The sequence below is a fragment of the Variovorax humicola genome, from assembly GCF_037889915.1.
Classification (GTDB): Bacteria; Pseudomonadota; Gammaproteobacteria; order Burkholderiales; family Burkholderiaceae_C; genus Variovorax; species Variovorax humicola.
Map to the genome: position 1 here is coordinate 44,574 of NZ_JBBKZV010000035.1, position 16,968 is coordinate 61,541.

Annotated in this window: 18 protein-coding genes; 5 read left to right on the plus strand and 13 right to left on the minus strand. The window is 67.7% G+C overall.

What is annotated here, in order from left to right:
• Positions 1 to 41: 41 nt before the first annotated feature.
• Entirely contained in the window at positions 42 to 1,322 is a 1,281-nt protein-coding gene (locus tag WKW80_RS31580; protein ID WP_340367549.1) for a D-amino acid dehydrogenase, read from the minus strand.
• 110 nt (positions 1,323 to 1,432) lie between these two features.
• Between WKW80_RS31580 and WKW80_RS31585 the strand changes: the two genes are divergently transcribed.
• Positions 1,433 to 2,257 (plus strand): helix-turn-helix domain-containing protein, encoded by an 825-nt coding sequence (locus WKW80_RS31585; RefSeq protein ID WP_340367550.1) that lies wholly within the window; start codon positions 1,433 to 1,435, stop codon positions 2,255 to 2,257.
• A gap of 10 nt (positions 2,258 to 2,267) precedes the next feature.
• Here WKW80_RS31585 and WKW80_RS31590 read toward each other — a convergent pair whose 3' ends face one another.
• From WKW80_RS31590 to WKW80_RS31610, 5 genes are all read right to left on the minus strand, one after another.
• Positions 2,268 to 3,428 (minus strand): CaiB/BaiF CoA transferase family protein, encoded by a 1,161-nt coding sequence (locus tag WKW80_RS31590; protein ID WP_340367551.1) that lies wholly within the window; start codon positions 3,426 to 3,428, stop codon positions 2,268 to 2,270.
• A gap of 33 nt (positions 3,429 to 3,461) precedes the next feature.
• Positions 3,462 to 4,451, minus strand: coding sequence for a Bug family tripartite tricarboxylate transporter substrate binding protein (locus tag WKW80_RS31595; protein ID WP_340367552.1), 990 nt, complete (start codon positions 4,449 to 4,451; stop codon positions 3,462 to 3,464).
• A gap of 129 nt (positions 4,452 to 4,580) precedes the next feature.
• On the minus strand, positions 4,581 to 5,555 hold the full coding sequence (locus WKW80_RS31600) for a Bug family tripartite tricarboxylate transporter substrate binding protein (protein WP_340367553.1): 975 nt from the start codon (positions 5,553 to 5,555) through the stop codon (positions 4,581 to 4,583).
• Between the two features lie 78 nt (positions 5,556 to 5,633).
• Positions 5,634 to 6,440 (minus strand): citryl-CoA lyase, encoded by an 807-nt coding sequence (locus WKW80_RS31605; protein ID WP_340367554.1) that lies wholly within the window; start codon positions 6,438 to 6,440, stop codon positions 5,634 to 5,636.
• Between the two features lie 93 nt (positions 6,441 to 6,533).
• Positions 6,534 to 7,433, minus strand: a complete 900-nt coding sequence (locus tag WKW80_RS31610) for a LysR substrate-binding domain-containing protein (RefSeq protein ID WP_340367555.1) — start codon at positions 7,431 to 7,433, stop codon at positions 6,534 to 6,536.
• Between the two features lie 109 nt (positions 7,434 to 7,542).
• On the opposite strand from WKW80_RS31610, the gene WKW80_RS31615 reads away from it, so the two are divergent.
• Positions 7,543 to 8,439, plus strand: a complete 897-nt coding sequence (locus WKW80_RS31615; RefSeq protein ID WP_340367556.1) for a dioxygenase family protein — start codon at positions 7,543 to 7,545, stop codon at positions 8,437 to 8,439.
• Between the two features lie 125 nt (positions 8,440 to 8,564).
• Here WKW80_RS31615 and WKW80_RS31620 read toward each other — a convergent pair whose 3' ends face one another.
• Both WKW80_RS31620 and WKW80_RS31625 read right to left on the minus strand, forming a co-directional pair.
• Positions 8,565 to 9,500 carry a lipase secretion chaperone gene (locus tag WKW80_RS31620; protein WP_340367557.1) on the minus strand — a complete coding sequence of 312 codons (936 nt, stop codon included), beginning with the start codon at positions 9,498 to 9,500 and terminating at the stop codon, positions 8,565 to 8,567.
• Between the two features lies 1 nt (position 9,501).
• Positions 9,502 to 10,431: an esterase/lipase family protein gene (locus WKW80_RS31625; protein WP_340367558.1), complete on the minus strand. Its 930-nt coding sequence runs from the start codon at positions 10,429 to 10,431 to the stop codon at positions 9,502 to 9,504.
• A gap of 161 nt (positions 10,432 to 10,592) precedes the next feature.
• On the opposite strand from WKW80_RS31625, the gene WKW80_RS31630 reads away from it, so the two are divergent.
• Positions 10,593 to 10,781 (plus strand): hypothetical protein, encoded by a 189-nt coding sequence (locus tag WKW80_RS31630; RefSeq protein WP_340367559.1) that lies wholly within the window; start codon positions 10,593 to 10,595, stop codon positions 10,779 to 10,781.
• A gap of 6 nt (positions 10,782 to 10,787) precedes the next feature.
• Here the strand turns inward: WKW80_RS31630 and pyrF are convergent, their stop codons facing one another.
• The 5 genes from pyrF to WKW80_RS31655 form a co-directional block, all read right to left on the minus strand.
• Positions 10,788 to 11,612, minus strand: a complete 825-nt coding sequence (pyrF, locus tag WKW80_RS31635) for an orotidine-5'-phosphate decarboxylase (RefSeq protein ID WP_340367560.1) — start codon at positions 11,610 to 11,612, stop codon at positions 10,788 to 10,790.
• A gap of 33 nt (positions 11,613 to 11,645) precedes the next feature.
• Entirely contained in the window at positions 11,646 to 12,440 is a 795-nt protein-coding gene (locus tag WKW80_RS31640) for a uracil-DNA glycosylase (RefSeq protein ID WP_340367561.1), read from the minus strand.
• Positions 12,441 to 12,537: 97 nt separating this feature from the next.
• The gene (gene rimI, locus WKW80_RS31645; protein ID WP_340367562.1) at positions 12,538 to 13,041 is read right to left on the minus strand and encodes a ribosomal protein S18-alanine N-acetyltransferase; all 504 of its coding nucleotides are present in this window, start codon (positions 13,039 to 13,041) and stop codon (positions 12,538 to 12,540) included.
• A 5-nt stretch (positions 13,042 to 13,046) separates the two neighbouring features.
• The gene (gene tsaB, locus WKW80_RS31650) at positions 13,047 to 13,745 is read right to left on the minus strand and encodes a tRNA (adenosine(37)-N6)-threonylcarbamoyltransferase complex dimerization subunit type 1 TsaB (protein WP_340367563.1); all 699 of its coding nucleotides are present in this window, start codon (positions 13,743 to 13,745) and stop codon (positions 13,047 to 13,049) included.
• A complete protein-coding gene (locus WKW80_RS31655; protein WP_340367564.1) occupies positions 13,738 to 14,763 on the minus strand; it encodes a DMT family transporter in 1,026 nt (341 codons plus the stop codon). Before WKW80_RS31655 ends, tsaB begins: the two co-directional genes overlap by 8 nt.
• Before the next feature lie 184 nt (positions 14,764 to 14,947).
• On the opposite strand from WKW80_RS31655, the gene dacB reads away from it, so the two are divergent.
• Positions 14,948 to 16,357, plus strand: a complete 1,410-nt coding sequence (gene dacB / locus WKW80_RS31660; RefSeq protein ID WP_340367565.1) for a D-alanyl-D-alanine carboxypeptidase/D-alanyl-D-alanine endopeptidase — start codon at positions 14,948 to 14,950, stop codon at positions 16,355 to 16,357.
• Between the two features lie 224 nt (positions 16,358 to 16,581).
• Complete coding sequence (locus WKW80_RS31665; RefSeq protein ID WP_340367566.1) at positions 16,582 to 16,863, plus strand: hypothetical protein; 282 nt, start codon at positions 16,582 to 16,584, stop codon at positions 16,861 to 16,863.
• Positions 16,864 to 16,968: the final 105 nt, after the last annotated feature.

Sequence of the window (16,968 nt, forward strand, 5' to 3'; positions counted from 1 at the left end):
CTTTGATAGTAGTGCTTCCGCGGCCAAACGCGGTGGCCGTCCTATCGATGCGGGGACTTAACGCCCGGCAGTGCGTAGTCGTTGGCGTCGATATCCGTCTTGCCATCGATGACGATGTCGGCCATCAGCTTGCCCGATCCGCAGGACATGGACCATCCACTGCCGCCATGTCCCGTGTTGATGAAGAGGTTCCCCAGGCGAGTCCGGCTGACGAGCGGCACCCCGTCCGGCGTCGCGGGCCGCAGCCCGGTCCAGAAAGTGGCGGCACGGCGGTTGGCGGCATTCGGGAAGGCGGCCTCGAAGGCGGCGGACAACTGGTCGCACCGTGCCCTGTCCAGCCGTGCGTCGTAGCCGACCACCTCGGCAATGCCTGAAACCCTGATTTCATTGCCCAGCCGTGCCATGCCGGTCTTGGTCGCAAAGTCGAACATCGAGTGCCGCGGCGCGTTCTCCATGTCCTGCAGCGGCGCAGTCATCGAATAGCCCTTGATCGGATAGAGCGGCACGTCGACGATGCCTTTCAGGACGCGCGGTGTTTCCGCCCCGGTCGCAAACACATAGGCATCGGCATGAATGACCGTGCCGCCTCGGCAGGCAATGGCCATTACACGGCCGGCGGACGCCCCCGATTCATCGACGACGACCCGCTCGACCGGCGTGCTCCACAGGAACCGGCCACCCTTGCGCTGAATGGCATCGACCAGCTTGCGGGTGAAGACGGCGCAGTCCCCCGAGAGATCGCCGGGCAGGTGCAGGGCGCCGAACAGGCCCGGCGCCGAACGCGCGAGCGCCGGCTCCATGGCGAACACCTGCGCTGCCGACAGGAACGTGCCCGGGACGCCCATGGTTTCGAGGTACTTCAGGTGGCCGTCCACCAGCGCGGCCGGCACGGGCTCGCGGTAGAGCTGCAGCACGCCGTCGTTGCTGCGCTCGTAGTCGATCTCCACGGCCGCCTCGACCGCGCGCAGGCACTCCAGCGCGTAGATGCACATGCGCGTGAGCCGCGCGCGGTTGCCGGCGAACCGCTCCGGGCGGCACTCCTTCAAGGACTTCAGCATCCAGGTGACCTGCCGCAGCGTGAAATCGGGCTTCCACTTGAACGCAGCCGACTTGTCGAACTGCGACTTGAATGCCATTCCGACAGCGCCAGGCGCGGACCAGGGCGCGGAAAGTCCGGCCGAGAAGAAGCCGCCATTCGCATGGCTGGCGCCCTCGGCGGGCCCGGATTGCTGATCGAGAACGGTGACCACGCAGCCTCTTTGCTGCAGGAAGAAGGCGGTGGTGGCGCCCATGACTCCCGCGCCGACGATGACGACATGCATCTGAAATTGTTCCTGGTGTGCGCGGCAAGGCACCGCGCTTGTTGCAGCGGCGAACTCTATTTGCGTGCCTTTGCTGCGGGAAGGTATCCTTTCACCTGGTGAACATTGACGTGCAACCCACGAACGACCCGGATGGCGCCGGCGGTGTCAAATCTATTGCCGCGCTGCAGCGTGGCTTGCGTGTCCTGCAGGCGATTCAGCAGGCACCCAGGATCACGCTGACCGAACTCCAGCGGCACACGCTGCTGCCGCATGCGACCTTGCTGCGCATCCTCAAGACGCTGGACGAAGAAGGCTGGATCGAACGGGACGCCCTCACCAAGCGCTATGCCACGCGGGCCGCACCCCGCGCCGTGCAGCCGCGGAACGATTGGCGCGACCGCCTGTCCTTGATATCGAGGCCGATCCGCACGGCCCTGCAGCGCAAGATTTCCTGGCCCGTCAATCTGGCGGTGCGCGATCGCACCAGCATGCTGATTCTCGACACCGAATCCACCGGAAGCCTGACGCCCAACTACCACGCGCTGAGCTTCCGGCCGCCGATGCTCAAGTCCTCCATGGGACGGTGCTACCTGGCGTACTGTCCCGACCAGGAACGCGAGGAAATCCTGCGCGCCCTGGCACGCTCGCCGGACCACGCGGACTCAGGCATCCGGGCCGACCGGATTCGCCGCATGGTGGCCGAGATACGCCAGCGCGGCTACGCGCTGCGCGATGATCCGTCGAACGAGCCGCTCGATTCACCGGAGCGATTCAGCGCCCTGTCCGTCCCGATCCAGTGCGAGCAACGCGTCATCGCGTGCCTGGCGTGCGTATGGGTTCCTTCGTTGGCGAATTCGGACGACATGGTCGGCAGGCACCTGTCCAGCCTGCAGCATTCGGCGAAGGCCATCGAAGCCAGGTTACGCCAGGCGGGTTTCCCGGCCGCCGGCTGAACCGCCGCGTTCAGCTTCCGGTGCGCCGGCCCCGCAACCGCTCCCGGATCGGCCCCAGCACTTCCTCGTCGTGCTGCCCGAGCAGCGGCGGCGGCGTCACCGTCAACGCACGTTCCCCGTCGAAGCTCACCGGCGAGCGCACGGTGCGCCAGGTGCCCATCGTCGGATGCGGCGCCTCGATGGCCAGTTGCAGGTGCCTGGCCTGCGGGTCTTCCAGCGCCTCGCTGGTGTCGTACATCGGCGCGTGCGGCACGTCGCGCGCCAGCAGGCGCGCACACCATTGCTCGCGCGTGCGCCGCTTGAACAGCCCGCTGAGCACCTGGATCATGTCGTCCTGGTGCGCGATGCGGGCCTCCCGCGTCGCGAAGCGCGGATCCTGGAATATGTCCGTGCGCTCGACCGCGTCGGCCAGGCCCTGCCAGAACTTCTCCGGCGAGGACATGTGCAGCGCGATCCACTTGCCGTCCGCGCATTCGAGCACGTAGGACTGCGACACGCTCGGCCGGCTGTACGGCCCCATCACTTCGCCTTCGGAGAAGTAGTGGGTGAACGCATCCAGGTTGAAGTGGCACATCGCCTCCAGCATCGACACCTCGACACGCCGCCCGACGCCGGTGCGCCCGCGCTCGATCAGCGCGCCCATCACGCCGTAGGCCGCATAGAAGCCCGTCATCGCATCTGCGAGCGCGGGCCCGACCACGCGCGGGTTGGCCGGATTGACCAGCAGCTTCAGGTAGGCACTCGCGGCCTGCGCGACCGTGTCGTAAGCGGGCCGTCCTGCCGCCGGGCCGTCCTGGCCGAAGCCGCTGATTGCGCAATACACGAGCCGTGGGTTCAGCGCATGCAGCCGCTCCCAGCCCGCGCCCAGCCGCTGCGCCGCGCCGGGCCTGAAGTTCTGGATATAGACGTCGGCCTCACGCACCAGTTCGTCGAACGCGGCCGCGTCTTCGGGCTTCTTGGTGTTGAGCGTGACGCTCTGCTTGTTGCGGTTGTAGGTCTGGAAGTGCGGGCTGTAGAGGCCGCCGCGAAAGGCGCGGAAGGGATCGCCGGTCCCCGGTTGCTCGATCTTGATCACGCGCGCGCCGAGGTCGGCGAGCAGCATGCCGGCAGCCGGGCCGGTGATGAAGGTTCCCTGCTCAAGGACGGTGATGCCTTCGAGGACTTTGGACATGGTGTGGGTTCCTGTGAGGGCTTGTCTGTCGCGTCAATCCACCTGCGCGCCCGACCGCTTGACCAGTTCCGCCCACTTGGTGACTTCGGTACCGGTGAAGCGGGCCAGTTCGTCGCCGCGCATCGGTCGCACCTCGACGCCTTGCACGGCGAGGCGGGATTGGGTGTCAGGATCCATCAAGGTGTCGTTCGCGACGGCGCGCAGGCGCTCGAGCGCCGGAGCCGGTGTTGCCGCCGGCGCGTAGAGGGCGAACCAGGCAACCAGGTCGAAGCCGGCCAGGCCCTGTTCGGCGAGCGTCGGCACGTCGGGCGCGGCCTTGCTGCGCTCGGCGCTGCTGACGCCCAGCGCCCGCAGCTTGCCGCTCTTGATGTGCTGCAGCACGGCGGTCGGGTGATAGAACATGAAGTCCACGTTGCCCGCCATCAGGTCGGTCAGCGCCTGTGCGCCGTCCTTGTAGGGCACATGGATCATCGTCCCGCCCAGCTTCGCCAGCAACTCCCCGGCGAGGTGCCCGGAAGTGCCATTGCCCGCGGACGCAAAGGTGATGCCCTTCGGTCGCTGCGCCATGCGGGCGAGGTCGGCAGGGGTCTTGGCGGGGGAGTCGGCCGGCACGACCAGCAGCAGCGGCGTGTAGCCGACGAAAGCGACCGGCGCGAACTGCTTCTGCGGGTCGTAGGGCAGCTTGCGGTAGAGCGACGCATTGATCGCGTGGGTGCCGACCGTGCCCATCACCAGCGTCGCGCCGTCCGGCTGCGCCCGCGCGACCTGCTCGGTGCCCATCGAGCCGCCGGCGCCCGGCCGGTTGTCGATGATGACGGGCTGCCCCAGCCGTTTGCCCAGCGGCGTGCCGACCACGCGGGCCACGTTGTCGGTAGTGGTCCCGGCGGAGAACGGCACGACCATGTGCACCGCCATGGTTGGCTGCTGCGCGGCAGCCGTGCCGGCATTCGCCAGCCCGAGCAAGCCGATGGTGGCGCCGAGTGCGCAACGCGCCCAGCGCCGGATATTCGAATGAATGATCATGATCACCTCAGTGGTCCATCAGGGTGCGCGCCACGCACGGCGCATGGAATGAACGGGCAGCGCAGCAAGGCCCGTCCGTGGGCGCTCGGGGAGCCGTCAACACGAAGTGAGCAGGCAACGGGGGCGGACTCAATCCACACGAATATTCTTGGCCTTGACGATGCGGCCATAGATGTCCGAGTCGCGCGCGACCAGCTGCGCCATTTCCGAACGCTCAAGCCCCAGCGGCTCGCAGTTCAGCTCCTTGATGCGGCGCTGGACGTCGGCGTCCTGGCTGGCGGCCCTCAGCGTGGCATGCAGGCGATCGACGACCGGCGCCGGCGTGGCCGCGGGTGCCCAGATGCCGTGCCACGACGTCATCGACAGCCCGGGCGTGCTCTCCGCGAAGGTCGGCACGTTGGGTATCGCGGGATGGCGCTGCGGGCCGGAGTAGGCCAGCGCCTTGACGCGCCCGCCGGTGATCAGCGGGTAAGCCGTCGCCATCGGCTCCAGCACCATGTCGACCTGCCCCCCGATCAATTCGCTGATCGGCGAGGCGCGATACGGCACATGCAGCATGCTCGTCCTGGTCTCGTCCTTGAGCCACTCCATGACGAGGTGGGACGGGCTGCCGGCGCCATAGGAGGCATGAGACAGCGTGTCGGGCTTGCTGCGCGCCATGGCCACCACGTCCTTCACCGAGCCGGCTTCCAGCTTGGGGCCGGAGATCAGCACCAGGCCCTGGCGCATGGTCGTCGCCACGGGCACCAGGTCCTTCTGCGGATCGAAGGGCAGCTTGGCGTAGATGTACGGATTGATCGTGAAGGCCGTGGAGACGTTGTAGAGCACCGTGTAGCCGTCGGCCGGCGACTTGGCCACGGCGTCGGTCGCCAGGTTGCCCGCCGAGCCCGGCCGGTTGTCGATGACGACGGCCACGCCCAGCGTCTTCGCCGCGTACTCGCCATAGATGCGGGCGAAGACGTCCGGCGGCGTGCCCGCGGCAAATCCGACCACGATCCTGATCGGCTTCGTGGGCCAATCGGCCTGCGGCGACTGCGCCCACACGCCCGCGCTCGTGAGCGCCAGGGCTGCTGCCGCGATCAACTGCCTTCTTGCGATTTCCATATGCGATGTCTCCTGTTGAATTTGTCGTCATGCGTGCGGAAGGATCGGCGTTGGACGGCCTCGTGGCCGCCATGCATTTCAGTGCGCGGCGCCGAAGCCCCTCGGCACGTCGCCTTCGTAGACCACCTCGCGCGATGCCTGGTACGACAGCGCGAACCCGATCGACTGTTCAAGCTCTTCGTTGAGATGCGCGATGAGGCCCGCCGTCCGGGCCAGGATCGGGACGCCCTTGAGCGCCGCCAGCGGGAAGCCGATGCCGAGCAGCACCGCGGGAATGGCGGCCGAGACGTTGAGCTTGAGTTCCTTGCCCAGCACTTGGGGGATCGCGCGCTCGACGGCTTCGGCGATGGCGACGAAGCGCAGGTCCGCTCCGCATGTGCGGGCCACGTCGAACAGCGCGTCCACGCGCGGATCGCGTTCCTTGTGCAGCGGATGTCCGTACCCCGGAATGGGCCTGCGGGCAAGGCGGTACTCGCCCAGCACGGCGAGCGCGGCTTCGGCCAGGTCACCACCACTGCCGGCGCGTTGGTCGATCTCGCTGAAGAGGCGGCCCGCCGTTTCGGAGGCGCCCAGGATCACCGAGCCGCAGCCCAGGATCCCGGCGGCGACGGCGCCCTGCATCGCGTCGGGGGCGGCCGCGAGCGTCATCCGGCTGGCCTGCACGCTGGGGACGAGGCCATGTTCGGCAATGGCGACCAGCGTCGCGTCCAGCACCGCCGTTCCCGCGGCATCGGGCATCCTGCCAGTGACCAGCAAGTGGAAGTAGTCGGTGAACGACACCTTGCCGATCAGCTCGGCGCACAGGTTGCGGCCACGCACGACGATCGTGTGCTCGTCGGAGGTCGAGATCGCGGTGCGGGGCACCGTCTCCTTGCCGATCTTCATGTCAATCCTTTTCGCTTCGGAGGGCGAACCTTAACGATTGACGGAAGTGCAAGGAAATGAAGAATTTCGATGCAATTGATCGATGCTGTCGATCTAAGGCTTGAGCTGCAGGCTGCGATTGAGCGCCGCCTTGCGGATGTCCCGCGCGAAGGACTTGACCGCCGCGCTCTGCCGCGCATCGCGCTTCCACAGCAGGCCGGGCGTGCGCATCGGCGTAGGGCTCTCCAGCGGAATCACGCGGATGTCATCGCGCGCCGGCACGGCGTTGCGCGACACGATCGCCGCGAGGTGCGTGCGTGCCACCAGGTCGATCATCGGCGCGATGGTGTTCAGTTCGGCGGCGACCACCGGCTCGGCGCCGCAGCTCGAAAAGCATTGCTCGAGCAGCGTGCGCGTCGTGAACATCCTGGGCAGCAGCACCAGGGGCTGCTTGTGCAGCTCGACCATGCGCAGGCGCTTGCGTGCCGCGAAGGCGTGCCCGGCGCCGACGACGAGCACCATCTCCTCGTTGTAGAGCGGCTCGAACCACAGCACCTCGGGGTCGGTCGGCTCGTAGGCGATGCCCACGTCGAGCGTCCCTTCCGCCAGGCGCTGGCCGATGGCGGCGGCCGCCAGTTCGTCGACGCAGACCTTCACCGTCGGGTGCCGGGTCAGGAAGGCCGCAAGGCACTCGGGCACGAAGGCGATGTTGAAGGTATGCGTGGCGCCGATGCGCACCTCGCCCGACAGCGCACCGGCCGAACGCTTCAGTTCGCCGAGCCCCTGGTCGACCTCGCGCAGGGCCTTCGAGGCATAGCCCAGGAAGGTTTCGCCGGCCTCGGTCAGCAGCACGCGCCTGCCGATGCGATCGAACAGTTCATGGCCCAGTTCGTCCTCGAGTTGCCGGATCTGGTGCGACAAGGTCGACTGCGTCACGTGCACGCGCTCGGCCGCCCGGGTGAAGTTCAGGCATTCCGCCAGTGCGCAGAAATAGCGAAGGTGGCGCAGCTCCATCTCGGGGTCCAATTCAATCGATGACGTAGATGGACTTTATCGAAATATTTCACTTTCACTGCACCGCGTCTATGGATAACGTAGGCGCCCGAATACAAAGGAGACCCCGATGGCCGAAGCCACCCACGCGACCCAGAGCCTCACCGACGAAGTCATTGCCCGCCTCGAAGGCTGCACCGACGCCCGATTCAAGGAGGTCATGACTTCGCTGGTGCGCCACGTCCACGACTTCGTGCGCTCGGTCGACCTGACCGGCGACGAGTGGATGCAGGCCATCCAGTTCCTGACCGCCACCGGCAAGGCCTGCACCGACAAGCGGCAGGAGTTCATCCTGCTGTCGGACACGCTGGGCGTCTCGATGCTGGTCGTCGCGCTGGCACAGGCCCGCGCGTCGGAAGCACCGGCGGGCGCCACGCCGGCGACCGAGGCCACGGTGCAGGGCCCGTACTACTGGGCCGGCGCGCCCGAACGCCCGCTGGGCTACGACATCGGCGAAGGCGTGCCGGGCGAGCCCGCGCTCTACACCGGCCGCGTGACGGACACCGACGGCTGCCCCCTGGCCGGCGCGGTGCTCGATGTGTGGTCCGGCGACGGCGAGGGCGTCTACGACATGCAGATGGAGGGCAGCGGCCAGATGCGCGCGCGCGGCGTCTTCCGCACCGATGCGCAGGGACGCTTCTGGCTCTGGTCGATCCGGCCCAGCTTCTACCCGATCCCGATGGACGGCCCGGTGGGCCGCATGATCGAGCGCATGGGACGCGACCCCAACCGGCCCGGCCACATCCACATGATCGTCTCGGCCGAAGGGCATGTGCCCGTGACCACGCACCTGTTCGTCGCCGACAGCCCGTACATCGAGTCCGACATCGTCTTCGGCGTGCGCGAAAGCCTGATCGTGCCGTTCGAGCAGCACGCGCCCGGAACGGCCGCGGACGGGCGCGCGATGAGCAAGCCGTACTGGTCGGCGCACTACGACTTCAGGCTCGCTCCCGCGAAGCCGGCGTGAAGCCCGCGCTCCAGGTCATTGTCTGCAACACTTGGCCTCAGCGGATCGGCAGCCTGGTCGAACCTGGAAAGTCGGGGCTTGCGCAGCGGCCACCCCGGCCGGGCGGCGATGGTGTTGTTGCGCCCTCAGCGTACCGGTTTCGGCGCCTGCGTCGCGCGCTGTAGAGCCAGCGCACCGGGTAGGCGCAATGCCTCTTCCGGCGTGAAGATCTGCTGCTGCAACTGGGCTTGAGTGCTCGCGTCGGCGGCCGCGTAGCGCGCCAATCGGGCCTGCCAGTCTTGCTCTTGCTGGTCTAGCGCGGCGAGGCGTTGCGCCGCTTCGTAGCCATAGGCCTGCTCGCGCAGTTGGAAGCGTTCTTGCGGCGAGGCGCCGCGGGCCTCGAAGGCAACACTCTGTTCGGCCACGGCCAGATGCGCAATCGCGTCGATACGGTCCTGCCGCTGCTCGGGGGTGAGCCAAGTCGCGGCTGCCTGGTCGAGCGCCTCGCGGCGTTGTTCGGCACTGAGCACGGTGTTCTGCTCCAACTCACGCTTTTCGAGCATGTAGCGGTCGAGTTGCTCGTCGGGCCCGAACAGGCCCGTCACTTCTTCATGCGCGAAGTAGCGCGCACGCAGGGCGGCGCGGGCGTCAAAGGCTTGACGCAATGCTACCGGGTCGCGTGGATCGGGCGCAGTCAGTGCGCTCAGTGCTTCACGGTAGTCGACGTAGCGTTCCAGCAGCGCCAACCCACGCACCCGCCACTCCGGCGGTAGGTAGACATCGATGCTGGCGCGCATCTCGGCCAGCAAGCCGGCCTTGTCCTTGGCGCGCGCGTCACCGAGCATCTGTTCGAAGATGCGGACGAGTTCGGGTGTCAGCAGCGGATCGGCCAACGGCGCGCCGACACCTGACCGGCTGGACAGGCGCTCTCGATCTATCGCAGGCAAGGGCATGCGTGCATCGGCCGACGGCGTGGCTGCCACCACCGGCGCCGGTGTGTCGGCAAACCAGAACCTCGAGAAGACCGCGAATGCGACGCAGGCCACCACTGCGCCTGCCACCTGCCAAGAGCGCGACGCCAATTCAGATGCCCAGGGACTTGAGGCGGTTGGCCTGCTGGCGGTACAGCGTCACCGGACTCACCGAAAACAGGTCGCGCAGGCCGAAGAACTGGTTGATCTCGTCGAGGTGGTTCTGCCGGTAGTCGCCAAGATGACGCCCCAGCCGGCTGCTGCAGACCGTCACAAGGCCGTCGTTGGCTTCGCCGTGTATTGTGCTGAGCAGGGCCATCGGCACATCCGATGGGTCGAGCAGATTGGTGACGGGCTGGGTGCCAGTCCAGGAGAAGTAGCGCACGCCGTTCACGAGTTCGGGGCCGTCGCCGCAATCCGAGGGCATGCCCTGCGGAAAACGGGCGTTGAAGGCCGCCGCACCCGCAGTCGACAGCGACATGACCGGGCCCAAGGGCACTTCGGGCAGATTCTGCTTGCCTGACAGCATTCCGATGATCGTGGCCAAGGCCTTGGCCGTACCCGCGAGGATCGCTTCGCCGGGGCTGCCGGGCGGGAAGGTTTTGGCCACGTCATCAGCCAGCTTGCTGCCACGATGGGGACTGCCCACCGCGGTGACCGAGGCCACCAGTTGAGGCGCCACGGCGGCGACGTAGCGAGCGGTAGGCCCACCATGCGAATGGCCGATCAGATTGACCTTTTGAGCACCGGTGATGGCGAGAATATTGCGGATCTGCGTGAGCAGTTGCTCGCCTCGGGCCTCGGTGGTGTTGAGGCCCGACACCTGGGTGACGTAGACCTTGGCGCCTCCTTCGCGCAGCGCACCGGGGATGCCGTAGAAGTGGTCGTAGCCCGCAATATCACCCCAGCCCAACATGCCATGGACCAGCACGATGGGATAGCGCGTCTGCGTGTAGGCGTCGGCCAGCGCGGGCACCGCCGCAAACACCCCAAGCATCCAAATCAGAACTATGCGCCGCAAGCGAATCATCCATGTCGTCATGTTTTTTCTCCCCTGTCAATTTGATTAAACGAACGATTAAGTATAAATAATGTGAATGAAAAGTAATTGAAATACCTGCGCGCGAATGAAATGCGGCCGCTCCAGCGAGCAGCTTGAATACGCCCAGTTTGAGCTCGGGAGCACAGGCAGGAACGCCGCCGATGGCGAGCAACAGAAATCCAGCGGCACGTTCGCCCCAAGCTCGCCTGCTCGAGCTGCGGCACGATCACGCAAGCGTCGGCGCCGAGCCGCCGCCCGAGGAGGACGCGGCCTTCGGGGTCATGCTGGATGAACTGCCGCGCTGGGCCGAGGTGCACCGTCAGGAAACGGCGCCCGTCCCGGTCAAGTAGCTGCGCTCAGCCGCGGGCCGCGTGCAGCATGTCGCGCGTGCGCCGGGCCTCGCGCCGCGCGGCTTCCTCGAAATCGTCGCCGGACGATGCGTAGCAGATGGCACGCGATGAGTTGACGACGATCGGCGCGTCTTCGCGCCAACCCGCGCGCACCGTGGCGGCCGCATCGCCGCCTTGCGCGCCCACGCCGGGGATCAACAGCGGCACGGTCGGTGCGAGCGTGCGCACGCGCTCGATCTCGGCGGGATAGGTCGCGCCCACCACGAGGCCGAGCTGCCCGTTCAGGTTCCACGGGCCTTGCGCCAGCCGCGCGATGTGTTCATAGAGGAAGGGTTCGCCCTCGACGCTCGCGAGCCGTTGTCCCTGCAGATCCGACCCGCCGGGGTTGCTGGTGCGGCACAGCAGGAAGGCGCCCTTGCCCGCGTGCCGCAGGTAAGGCTCGACCGAATCGAAGCCCATGAACGGCGACAGCGTGACCGCATCGGCGCCGTAGCGCTCGAAGGCTTCGATGGCGTACTGCTCGGCGGTCGAGCCGATGTCGCCGCGCTTGGCATCGAGGATCGTGGGCACATGGGGCGCGTTGCGCCGCATGTGTTCCATCAGTTGTTCAAGCTGGTCCTCTGCGCGGTGCGCGGCGAAGTAGGCGATCTGCGGCTTGAAGGCGATCGCCAGGTCGGCCGTCGCATCGACGATGCGCGCGCAGAAGTCGTAGATGCGGCTGGCATCGCCCTTGAGCTGCGCCGGGAAACGGCTCGGTTCCGGATCGAGGCCGACGCACAGCATGGATGCGTTTTGCTGCTCGGCCGCGCGCAGCTTGTAGAGAAAAGTCATGGCCCGGGATTCTAGGTTCCGGGCTGGTGGCACTCAGTCGACTTGCGCGGCGGCCAGGCAGAGGTCGGCCCAGGCGCGAGCCTTGTCGGCCGGGTTGCGCAAGAGGTAAGCCGGGTGGTAGGTCGCGACCACTTGCACGCCCGTTTGGCCCGCCAGTTCGGCCACGCGGCCTCGCAGCTTGCCGAGCGGCTCGTTGCGCTGCAGCAGGCTTTGCGCCGCGAGCGGGCCCATCGCGAGCACCATGCGCGGCGCGACCGTTGCGGCATGGGCGTCGAAGCTCTGTTCGAACGGCTGCGACGAGCATGCCGAGGAGGTGGTGCCACGGTGCGTGCGCATCAGGTGCACTGGCGTTGCGCCGCTGTTCAGCTGCAGCGCGCGCAGCATGTTCTCGAGCAGCCGCCCGGCATCGCCCGCGAACGGCTCGCCGTGACGGCCATCGGGTTCGGGCAGCATGTCGGCCACGATCAGCCATCCGCCTTGTGCCGCGCTGCCGCCGTAGAGGCGCTGCGGCGGTTCGATTTGCACCGCTTCGCCGACGACAGCGGCAGCCGGCCGGGCGGGCGCCGAAGGTGAGGGCGCCGGGCGTGCGGCCGGGGCGGGCGCTGCCACGGGCGACCGGGTTCCCACAGGGCGCGTCGGCTCTTCGTGTTGCGCGGTGCGACGCGTGTCCATGCGCGACGTGGCCACAGCGGATTCCGACGCACTCACGGCCGGATCGTCGCCAACCGACGCAACCGGTTCCGCTACGGCCCGAGGCGGAAACCAGACCTTCACGCCCATCTCTTCGAGCATCGCGCGCTGCCGTGGGTCCAACGCGAGGGCGCTCATTTCAGCGCTCCATGACACTGGAGCGTTTCCGCGAGACATGGCCGCGACGAGCACTGCACAGTCGAGAGGGAGGCGCCGCAGGCGCTTCGGAGGTGTCTCATCCCAGCTGGCCCCATGCAGTGGGCGATTCATTGAGCAGCAGGCTCATGACGATCGCGTCCTCGCGCTGGTTGTCCAGCGCCGGGTAGTAGCCCTTGCGTACGCCCACGCGCCGGAAACCGGCACGCTCGTAGATGGCGAGCGCGCGCGCATTGGCCGCACGCACTTCCAGCCAGAGCCATTGCGCCCCCTGCCCGCGCGACCATCCGGCCAACGCCTCCAGCAGCATCGGCGCCCAGCCCTGGCGCTGGTATGCGGGTGCCACGGTGAGGTTGAGCAAGTGCACCTCGTCCACGCCCTTCATGGCGACGAAATAGCCGATGAGCTGGTCGCCGCCCATCAGCAACTGGCAGTGATAGCCGGCGTGCAGCGAATCTATGAAGTTGGCGCGCGTCCAGGGGTGCGTGTAGGCAGACTCCTCGACGGCACAGAGCCGCTCGAGCCGATCGATGGTGAGCGGTTCGAGGCGGGCTTCCAGCGGTGGTTGCGGTACTGCGCTCATCGGTTTCAAGTGTTCGGCGCCGCGAACGCTTCGCTGCGAATGCGCATGCGTTCCTCCGTCGTCTGCGCCACTTTATCGCGGACATAGAGCGGCCATGCATCGGCCGGCGAAACGGTACGGCCCGCGGCAATCATCGCAGGGGCGAGGCGCAACAAGGCGGGCGCGGTTGGCAGCACCTCGTGGCGCCCTGCGGCGCCAGGCAAGCGACCGCCGTAGGCCTGGAAGGCATTGCCTGCCAGTGCCCACCCCTCGGGCACGCGCACGTCTTCCGGCGCGAGCACCCGTGCTTCGCTGCCAGCGGACGCATTCGCATCGAAGTCGTATTCGGCCGCATAGACCTGGTCCATGCGCGCATCGAGCAGCGCCACCACGCGCCTTGCGCCGAAACGTTCGCGCGCTTCCTCCGCGACGGCGTGCAGCGTATCGATCGGCAGCAGGCGCACGCCGGCGCCAAAGCCCAGGCCCTGCGCCACCGAGCAAGCCGTGCGCAGCCCGGTGAAGGAGCCTGGCCCGCGGCCGAACGCAATGGCGTCGAGTTCCTGCAGCGTCAGCCGGGCCTCGGCCAGCAGCTGCAGGATCAGCGGAATCAGCGTCGTGGACGATTGCGCGCCGCCCGCGGCGGTGTGGGCCTGCAGCAAGTCGCCGTTTTGCACGGCTACCGAGAGCAGTTCGGTGCTGGTGTCGAAGGCGAGCAGCTTATGCATCGGCCTGCCCCGCCACGCGTGCCAACGGCGTCGCCGCTTTCGGCGCGTTCGGCTGCACGCGCTGCACGCGCTGCACGCCGAACAGGATGCCGCCGGTCACCAGGAGCAGCCCGGCCAGCAGGCTCCAGTGCAGCGGCTCGGCCAGGAACACCACGGCCCCGAACGCCGACAGCCCGGGCACCAGCGCGGTGATCATGGTGGACCGCACCGGCCCGAAGTACTGGATCATTCGCGTGAAGGTGATGCCCGAGATCACCACCGACCCGAGTCCCTGGAACAGCATCTGGAACGCGATCTCGCCGCGCGGCGCAGTGCCCAGATGGCTCGTGATCCACCCGGCGGCCGCGAGCAGCCCATACGCCGGCACGAAGGTCATCGTGGCGAACACGGTGATCGCGATGGTGGCGCGCACCGCGTCGAGCCCGTTGCGGCGCACGACGATGCTGTAGCAGGCCCAGCAGAACGCGGCGCTCATGAAGAGCAAATCGCCCTTCCAGATCTCGCCGCCCTCGAAAGCATGCAACAAGCTGCTGCCGCCCACCAGCAGATCGCCGACAACGATCAGCGCCAGCCCGGCCGCGCGCATCTTGGTGATCCGGTCGCGCAGCACCAGCGCGGCGAGCAAGGTGGTCCAGAGCGGAAGGCTGCCCGGCATCAGCACCGATGCATGCGCGGCAGGCGCATAGAAAAAACCGCAGTACGCCACCAGCGCATAGCCCAGCCCGCCGAACACGCCCCCCAGCGCCGTCACCCGCAAGCCGAGCGGCGACAGGCCGAACATCGAGCTGACGACCGGCCCGCCGCCTGCCTCGCGTTTCGCCTTGCGGACCAGCCAGGCGCCCCACGGCATCAGCACCAGGCTGGCGCCGCACATGCGCGCGACGGCAATGTCGAACGGCAGCAGCGAGCGGGTGGCCGAGGCGCGGGCGATCACGATGAACGCGGTCCACACCAGCACGGTGATCACGGCCGCGCCGAAGCCGACGGCGCGCGGAGAGAGACGGGGGGCAACGGGCATCCGGGGATTATCGAGGCCCGCCCCCAAACCGCTGCTCGCCGGGGCCAAAGGACCGGTCGGACCAACGCACCTGCACGTTTGCAGGGCCGGACAGGAAGTCACGCGAGGCAGGCGCGTCGGCAGCAACTGGCCGTCGCGAGCGCCGAGGCCGTTGCAGGCGCAGTTCGACCCGGATAATCCATCGATGCGATTCGCCCCTCTTGTTTGCCTGGCCGCGGCGGCACTGTTCAGCATCGGCGCTGCCGCCCAGCAAATCCTGCCCCCTGACGTCGACGCGGCGCTGATCCGCGCCAAGGTGCCGCGCGATGCAGTGACGATGCTGGTGATCGATGCCGAGGGCGGCAAGCCGCCCCGGCTCGCCTGGCGCTCCCAGGTGCCGGTGAACCCGGCGTCGATCATGAAGCTGGTCACCACCTATGCCGGACTCGACCTGCTCGGCCCTGCGTACGCCTGGACCACGCCGGTGTACATCGACGGCCCCGTGAGCAACGGCGTGCTCAACGGCAATCTCTACATCAAGGGCCAGGGCGACCCGAAGATGGTGGTCGAGCGGCTCTGGCTGCTGATGCGCCGCGTGCAAGGGCTTGGCATCCGCACCGTGACGGGCGACATCGTCATCGACCGCAGCGCCTTCGAGAACCAGTCCGAGCCCGACCCCTCCGCCTTCGACGGCGAACCGCTGCGGCCATACAACGCATCGCCCGACGCGTTGCTGATCAACTTCAAGTCGGTGGTGATGACTTTTGTGCCCGACCGCCAGGCGCAGACTGCGCAGGTCAGCTTCGAGCCTTCGCTGGCCGGCGTGGCGATGCAGCCTTCGGTGCCGCTCGCAGGCGGCGAATGTGGCGACTACCGCGGCAACCTGCGCGCCGATTTCAGCGACCCGGCGCGCATCCGCTTCAACGGCAGCTATGCGGCGGCCTGCGGCGAGAAGACCTGGGCGGTGGCGTACGCCGATCCACGCAGCTACGGGGTGCGCGCCGTTGGCGGCATGTGGAGCGACATGGGCAACCAGCTCAAGGGCCAGGTGCGGGAAGGCCGCGTGCCGGCCGGGCTCAAGCCGGCGTTCGAGGCCAGTTCGCCGCCGCTCGCCGAAGTGATCCGCGACATCAACAAGTACAGCAACAACGTCATGGCGCAGCAGTTGTTCCTGACGTTGGGGCTGCAGCAGAAGAGCCGCGGCACGCTCGACGCCGCGCGCACCGCACTGCGCCAGTGGTGGAACGACCGCATCGGCACCGGCGAAGGCCAGCCGGTGTTCGACAACGGCTCCGGCCTGTCGCGCGACGAGCGCATCACCGCCGCCGAGCTGGCGAAGATGCTGGTTCACGCCTGGCGCTCACCGGTGATGCCCGAGCTGATGTCGTCGCTGCCCGCCACGGGCGTGGATGGCACGCTGCGAAAGCGCGCGCTGCGCTCCGGCGTCGCCGCGCACCTCAAGACCGGGTCGCTGCGCGACGTGGCCGGCGTGGCGGGTTTCGTCGATGGCGAAAGCGGCCGGCGCTACGTGCTGGTGGCCATTGCCAACCATGCAAACGCAGCCGCCGCGCGTCCCGCCTTCGATGCCCTTGTGGACTGGGCTACGCAGGATTGACTCGGGGGCTCCTCGCTGCTCTCGGCGAAGGAAGGCCGTTCACCCCTCATCGTCAGCTACGCCGGCCGACGCCGGCCGCGCGGAGGGCTGCGACTCAACCTGTGCTGGTTCGGGGCGAGGCCGCCTCTCCTGCATTTGGCAGTAGACAGCCCGAGAAGGAATTGGGTAAATTCGTTGGCCGCTGTCGACCTCCGGTCCGGCCAAAACAATTTCAGGGAGAACCCATGTCACCATCCACGCGGATCGGCGCGAGCACGCACACGCTCCAGATCCACAGCGAAGCCACTCCAGTCGTCCTTGGCCGTCCGGCCTTGGAGCCGGTCCGCCTCTCAGACCAAGGGGGCCTGAACGGCCTCTTCGAATACGGCCCCCTGCCCAAGACCCCCCACGCATTGAACCTCGGCGCGAGTGGCGCAGCCGACTTCAACCTGGACGACTTCATCGGCCGGGAGATCAACTGCGCCATCCAGCGCGACGGCATGGGCGACCTCCTCCACTCTCTGTAAGGAGCGCCCTCATGATCATCAGCCCGCCCTTCCTGCCCGAGCGCACCGCAGCCCAGACCGATGCGGATTGGATCGCGAAAGCCATGGAGCAGCCCTCCTCCAGGG

Excerpts from the sequence above, each read along its gene's own strand:
- WKW80_RS31630 (WP_340367559.1), top strand. The coding sequence starts at position 10,593 with ATGGCGAGCAACAGAAATCCAGCGGCACGTTCGCCCCAAGCTCGCCTG.
- WKW80_RS31580 (WP_340367549.1), bottom strand. The coding sequence starts at position 1,322 with ATGCATGTCGTCATCGTCGGCGCGGGAGTCATGGGCGCCACCACCGCC.
- WKW80_RS31600 (WP_340367553.1), bottom strand. The coding sequence starts at position 5,555 with ATGGAAATCGCAAGAAGGCAGTTGATCGCGGCAGCAGCCCTGGCGCTC.
- WKW80_RS31625 (WP_340367558.1), bottom strand. The coding sequence starts at position 10,431 with ATGACGACATGGATGATTCGCTTGCGGCGCATAGTTCTGATTTGGATG.
- WKW80_RS31595 (WP_340367552.1), bottom strand. The coding sequence starts at position 4,451 with ATGATCATTCATTCGAATATCCGGCGCTGGGCGCGTTGCGCACTCGGC.
- WKW80_RS31610 (WP_340367555.1), bottom strand. The coding sequence starts at position 7,433 with ATGGAGCTGCGCCACCTTCGCTATTTCTGCGCACTGGCGGAATGCCTG.
- WKW80_RS31655 (WP_340367564.1), bottom strand. The coding sequence starts at position 14,763 with ATGCCCGTTGCCCCCCGTCTCTCTCCGCGCGCCGTCGGCTTCGGCGCG.
- WKW80_RS31590 (WP_340367551.1), bottom strand. The coding sequence starts at position 3,428 with ATGTCCAAAGTCCTCGAAGGCATCACCGTCCTTGAGCAGGGAACCTTC.
- WKW80_RS31665 (WP_340367566.1), top strand. The coding sequence starts at position 16,582 with ATGTCACCATCCACGCGGATCGGCGCGAGCACGCACACGCTCCAGATC.
- WKW80_RS31605 (WP_340367554.1), bottom strand. The coding sequence starts at position 6,440 with ATGAAGATCGGCAAGGAGACGGTGCCCCGCACCGCGATCTCGACCTCC.
- tsaB (WP_340367563.1), bottom strand. The coding sequence starts at position 13,745 with ATGCATAAGCTGCTCGCCTTCGACACCAGCACCGAACTGCTCTCGGTA.
- dacB (WP_340367565.1), top strand. The coding sequence starts at position 14,948 with ATGCGATTCGCCCCTCTTGTTTGCCTGGCCGCGGCGGCACTGTTCAGC.
- pyrF (WP_340367560.1), bottom strand. The coding sequence starts at position 11,612 with ATGACTTTTCTCTACAAGCTGCGCGCGGCCGAGCAGCAAAACGCATCC.
- rimI (WP_340367562.1), bottom strand. The coding sequence starts at position 13,041 with ATGAGCGCAGTACCGCAACCACCGCTGGAAGCCCGCCTCGAACCGCTC.
- WKW80_RS31640 (WP_340367561.1), bottom strand. The coding sequence starts at position 12,440 with ATGAGCGCCCTCGCGTTGGACCCACGGCAGCGCGCGATGCTCGAAGAG.
- WKW80_RS31615 (WP_340367556.1), top strand. The coding sequence starts at position 7,543 with ATGGCCGAAGCCACCCACGCGACCCAGAGCCTCACCGACGAAGTCATT.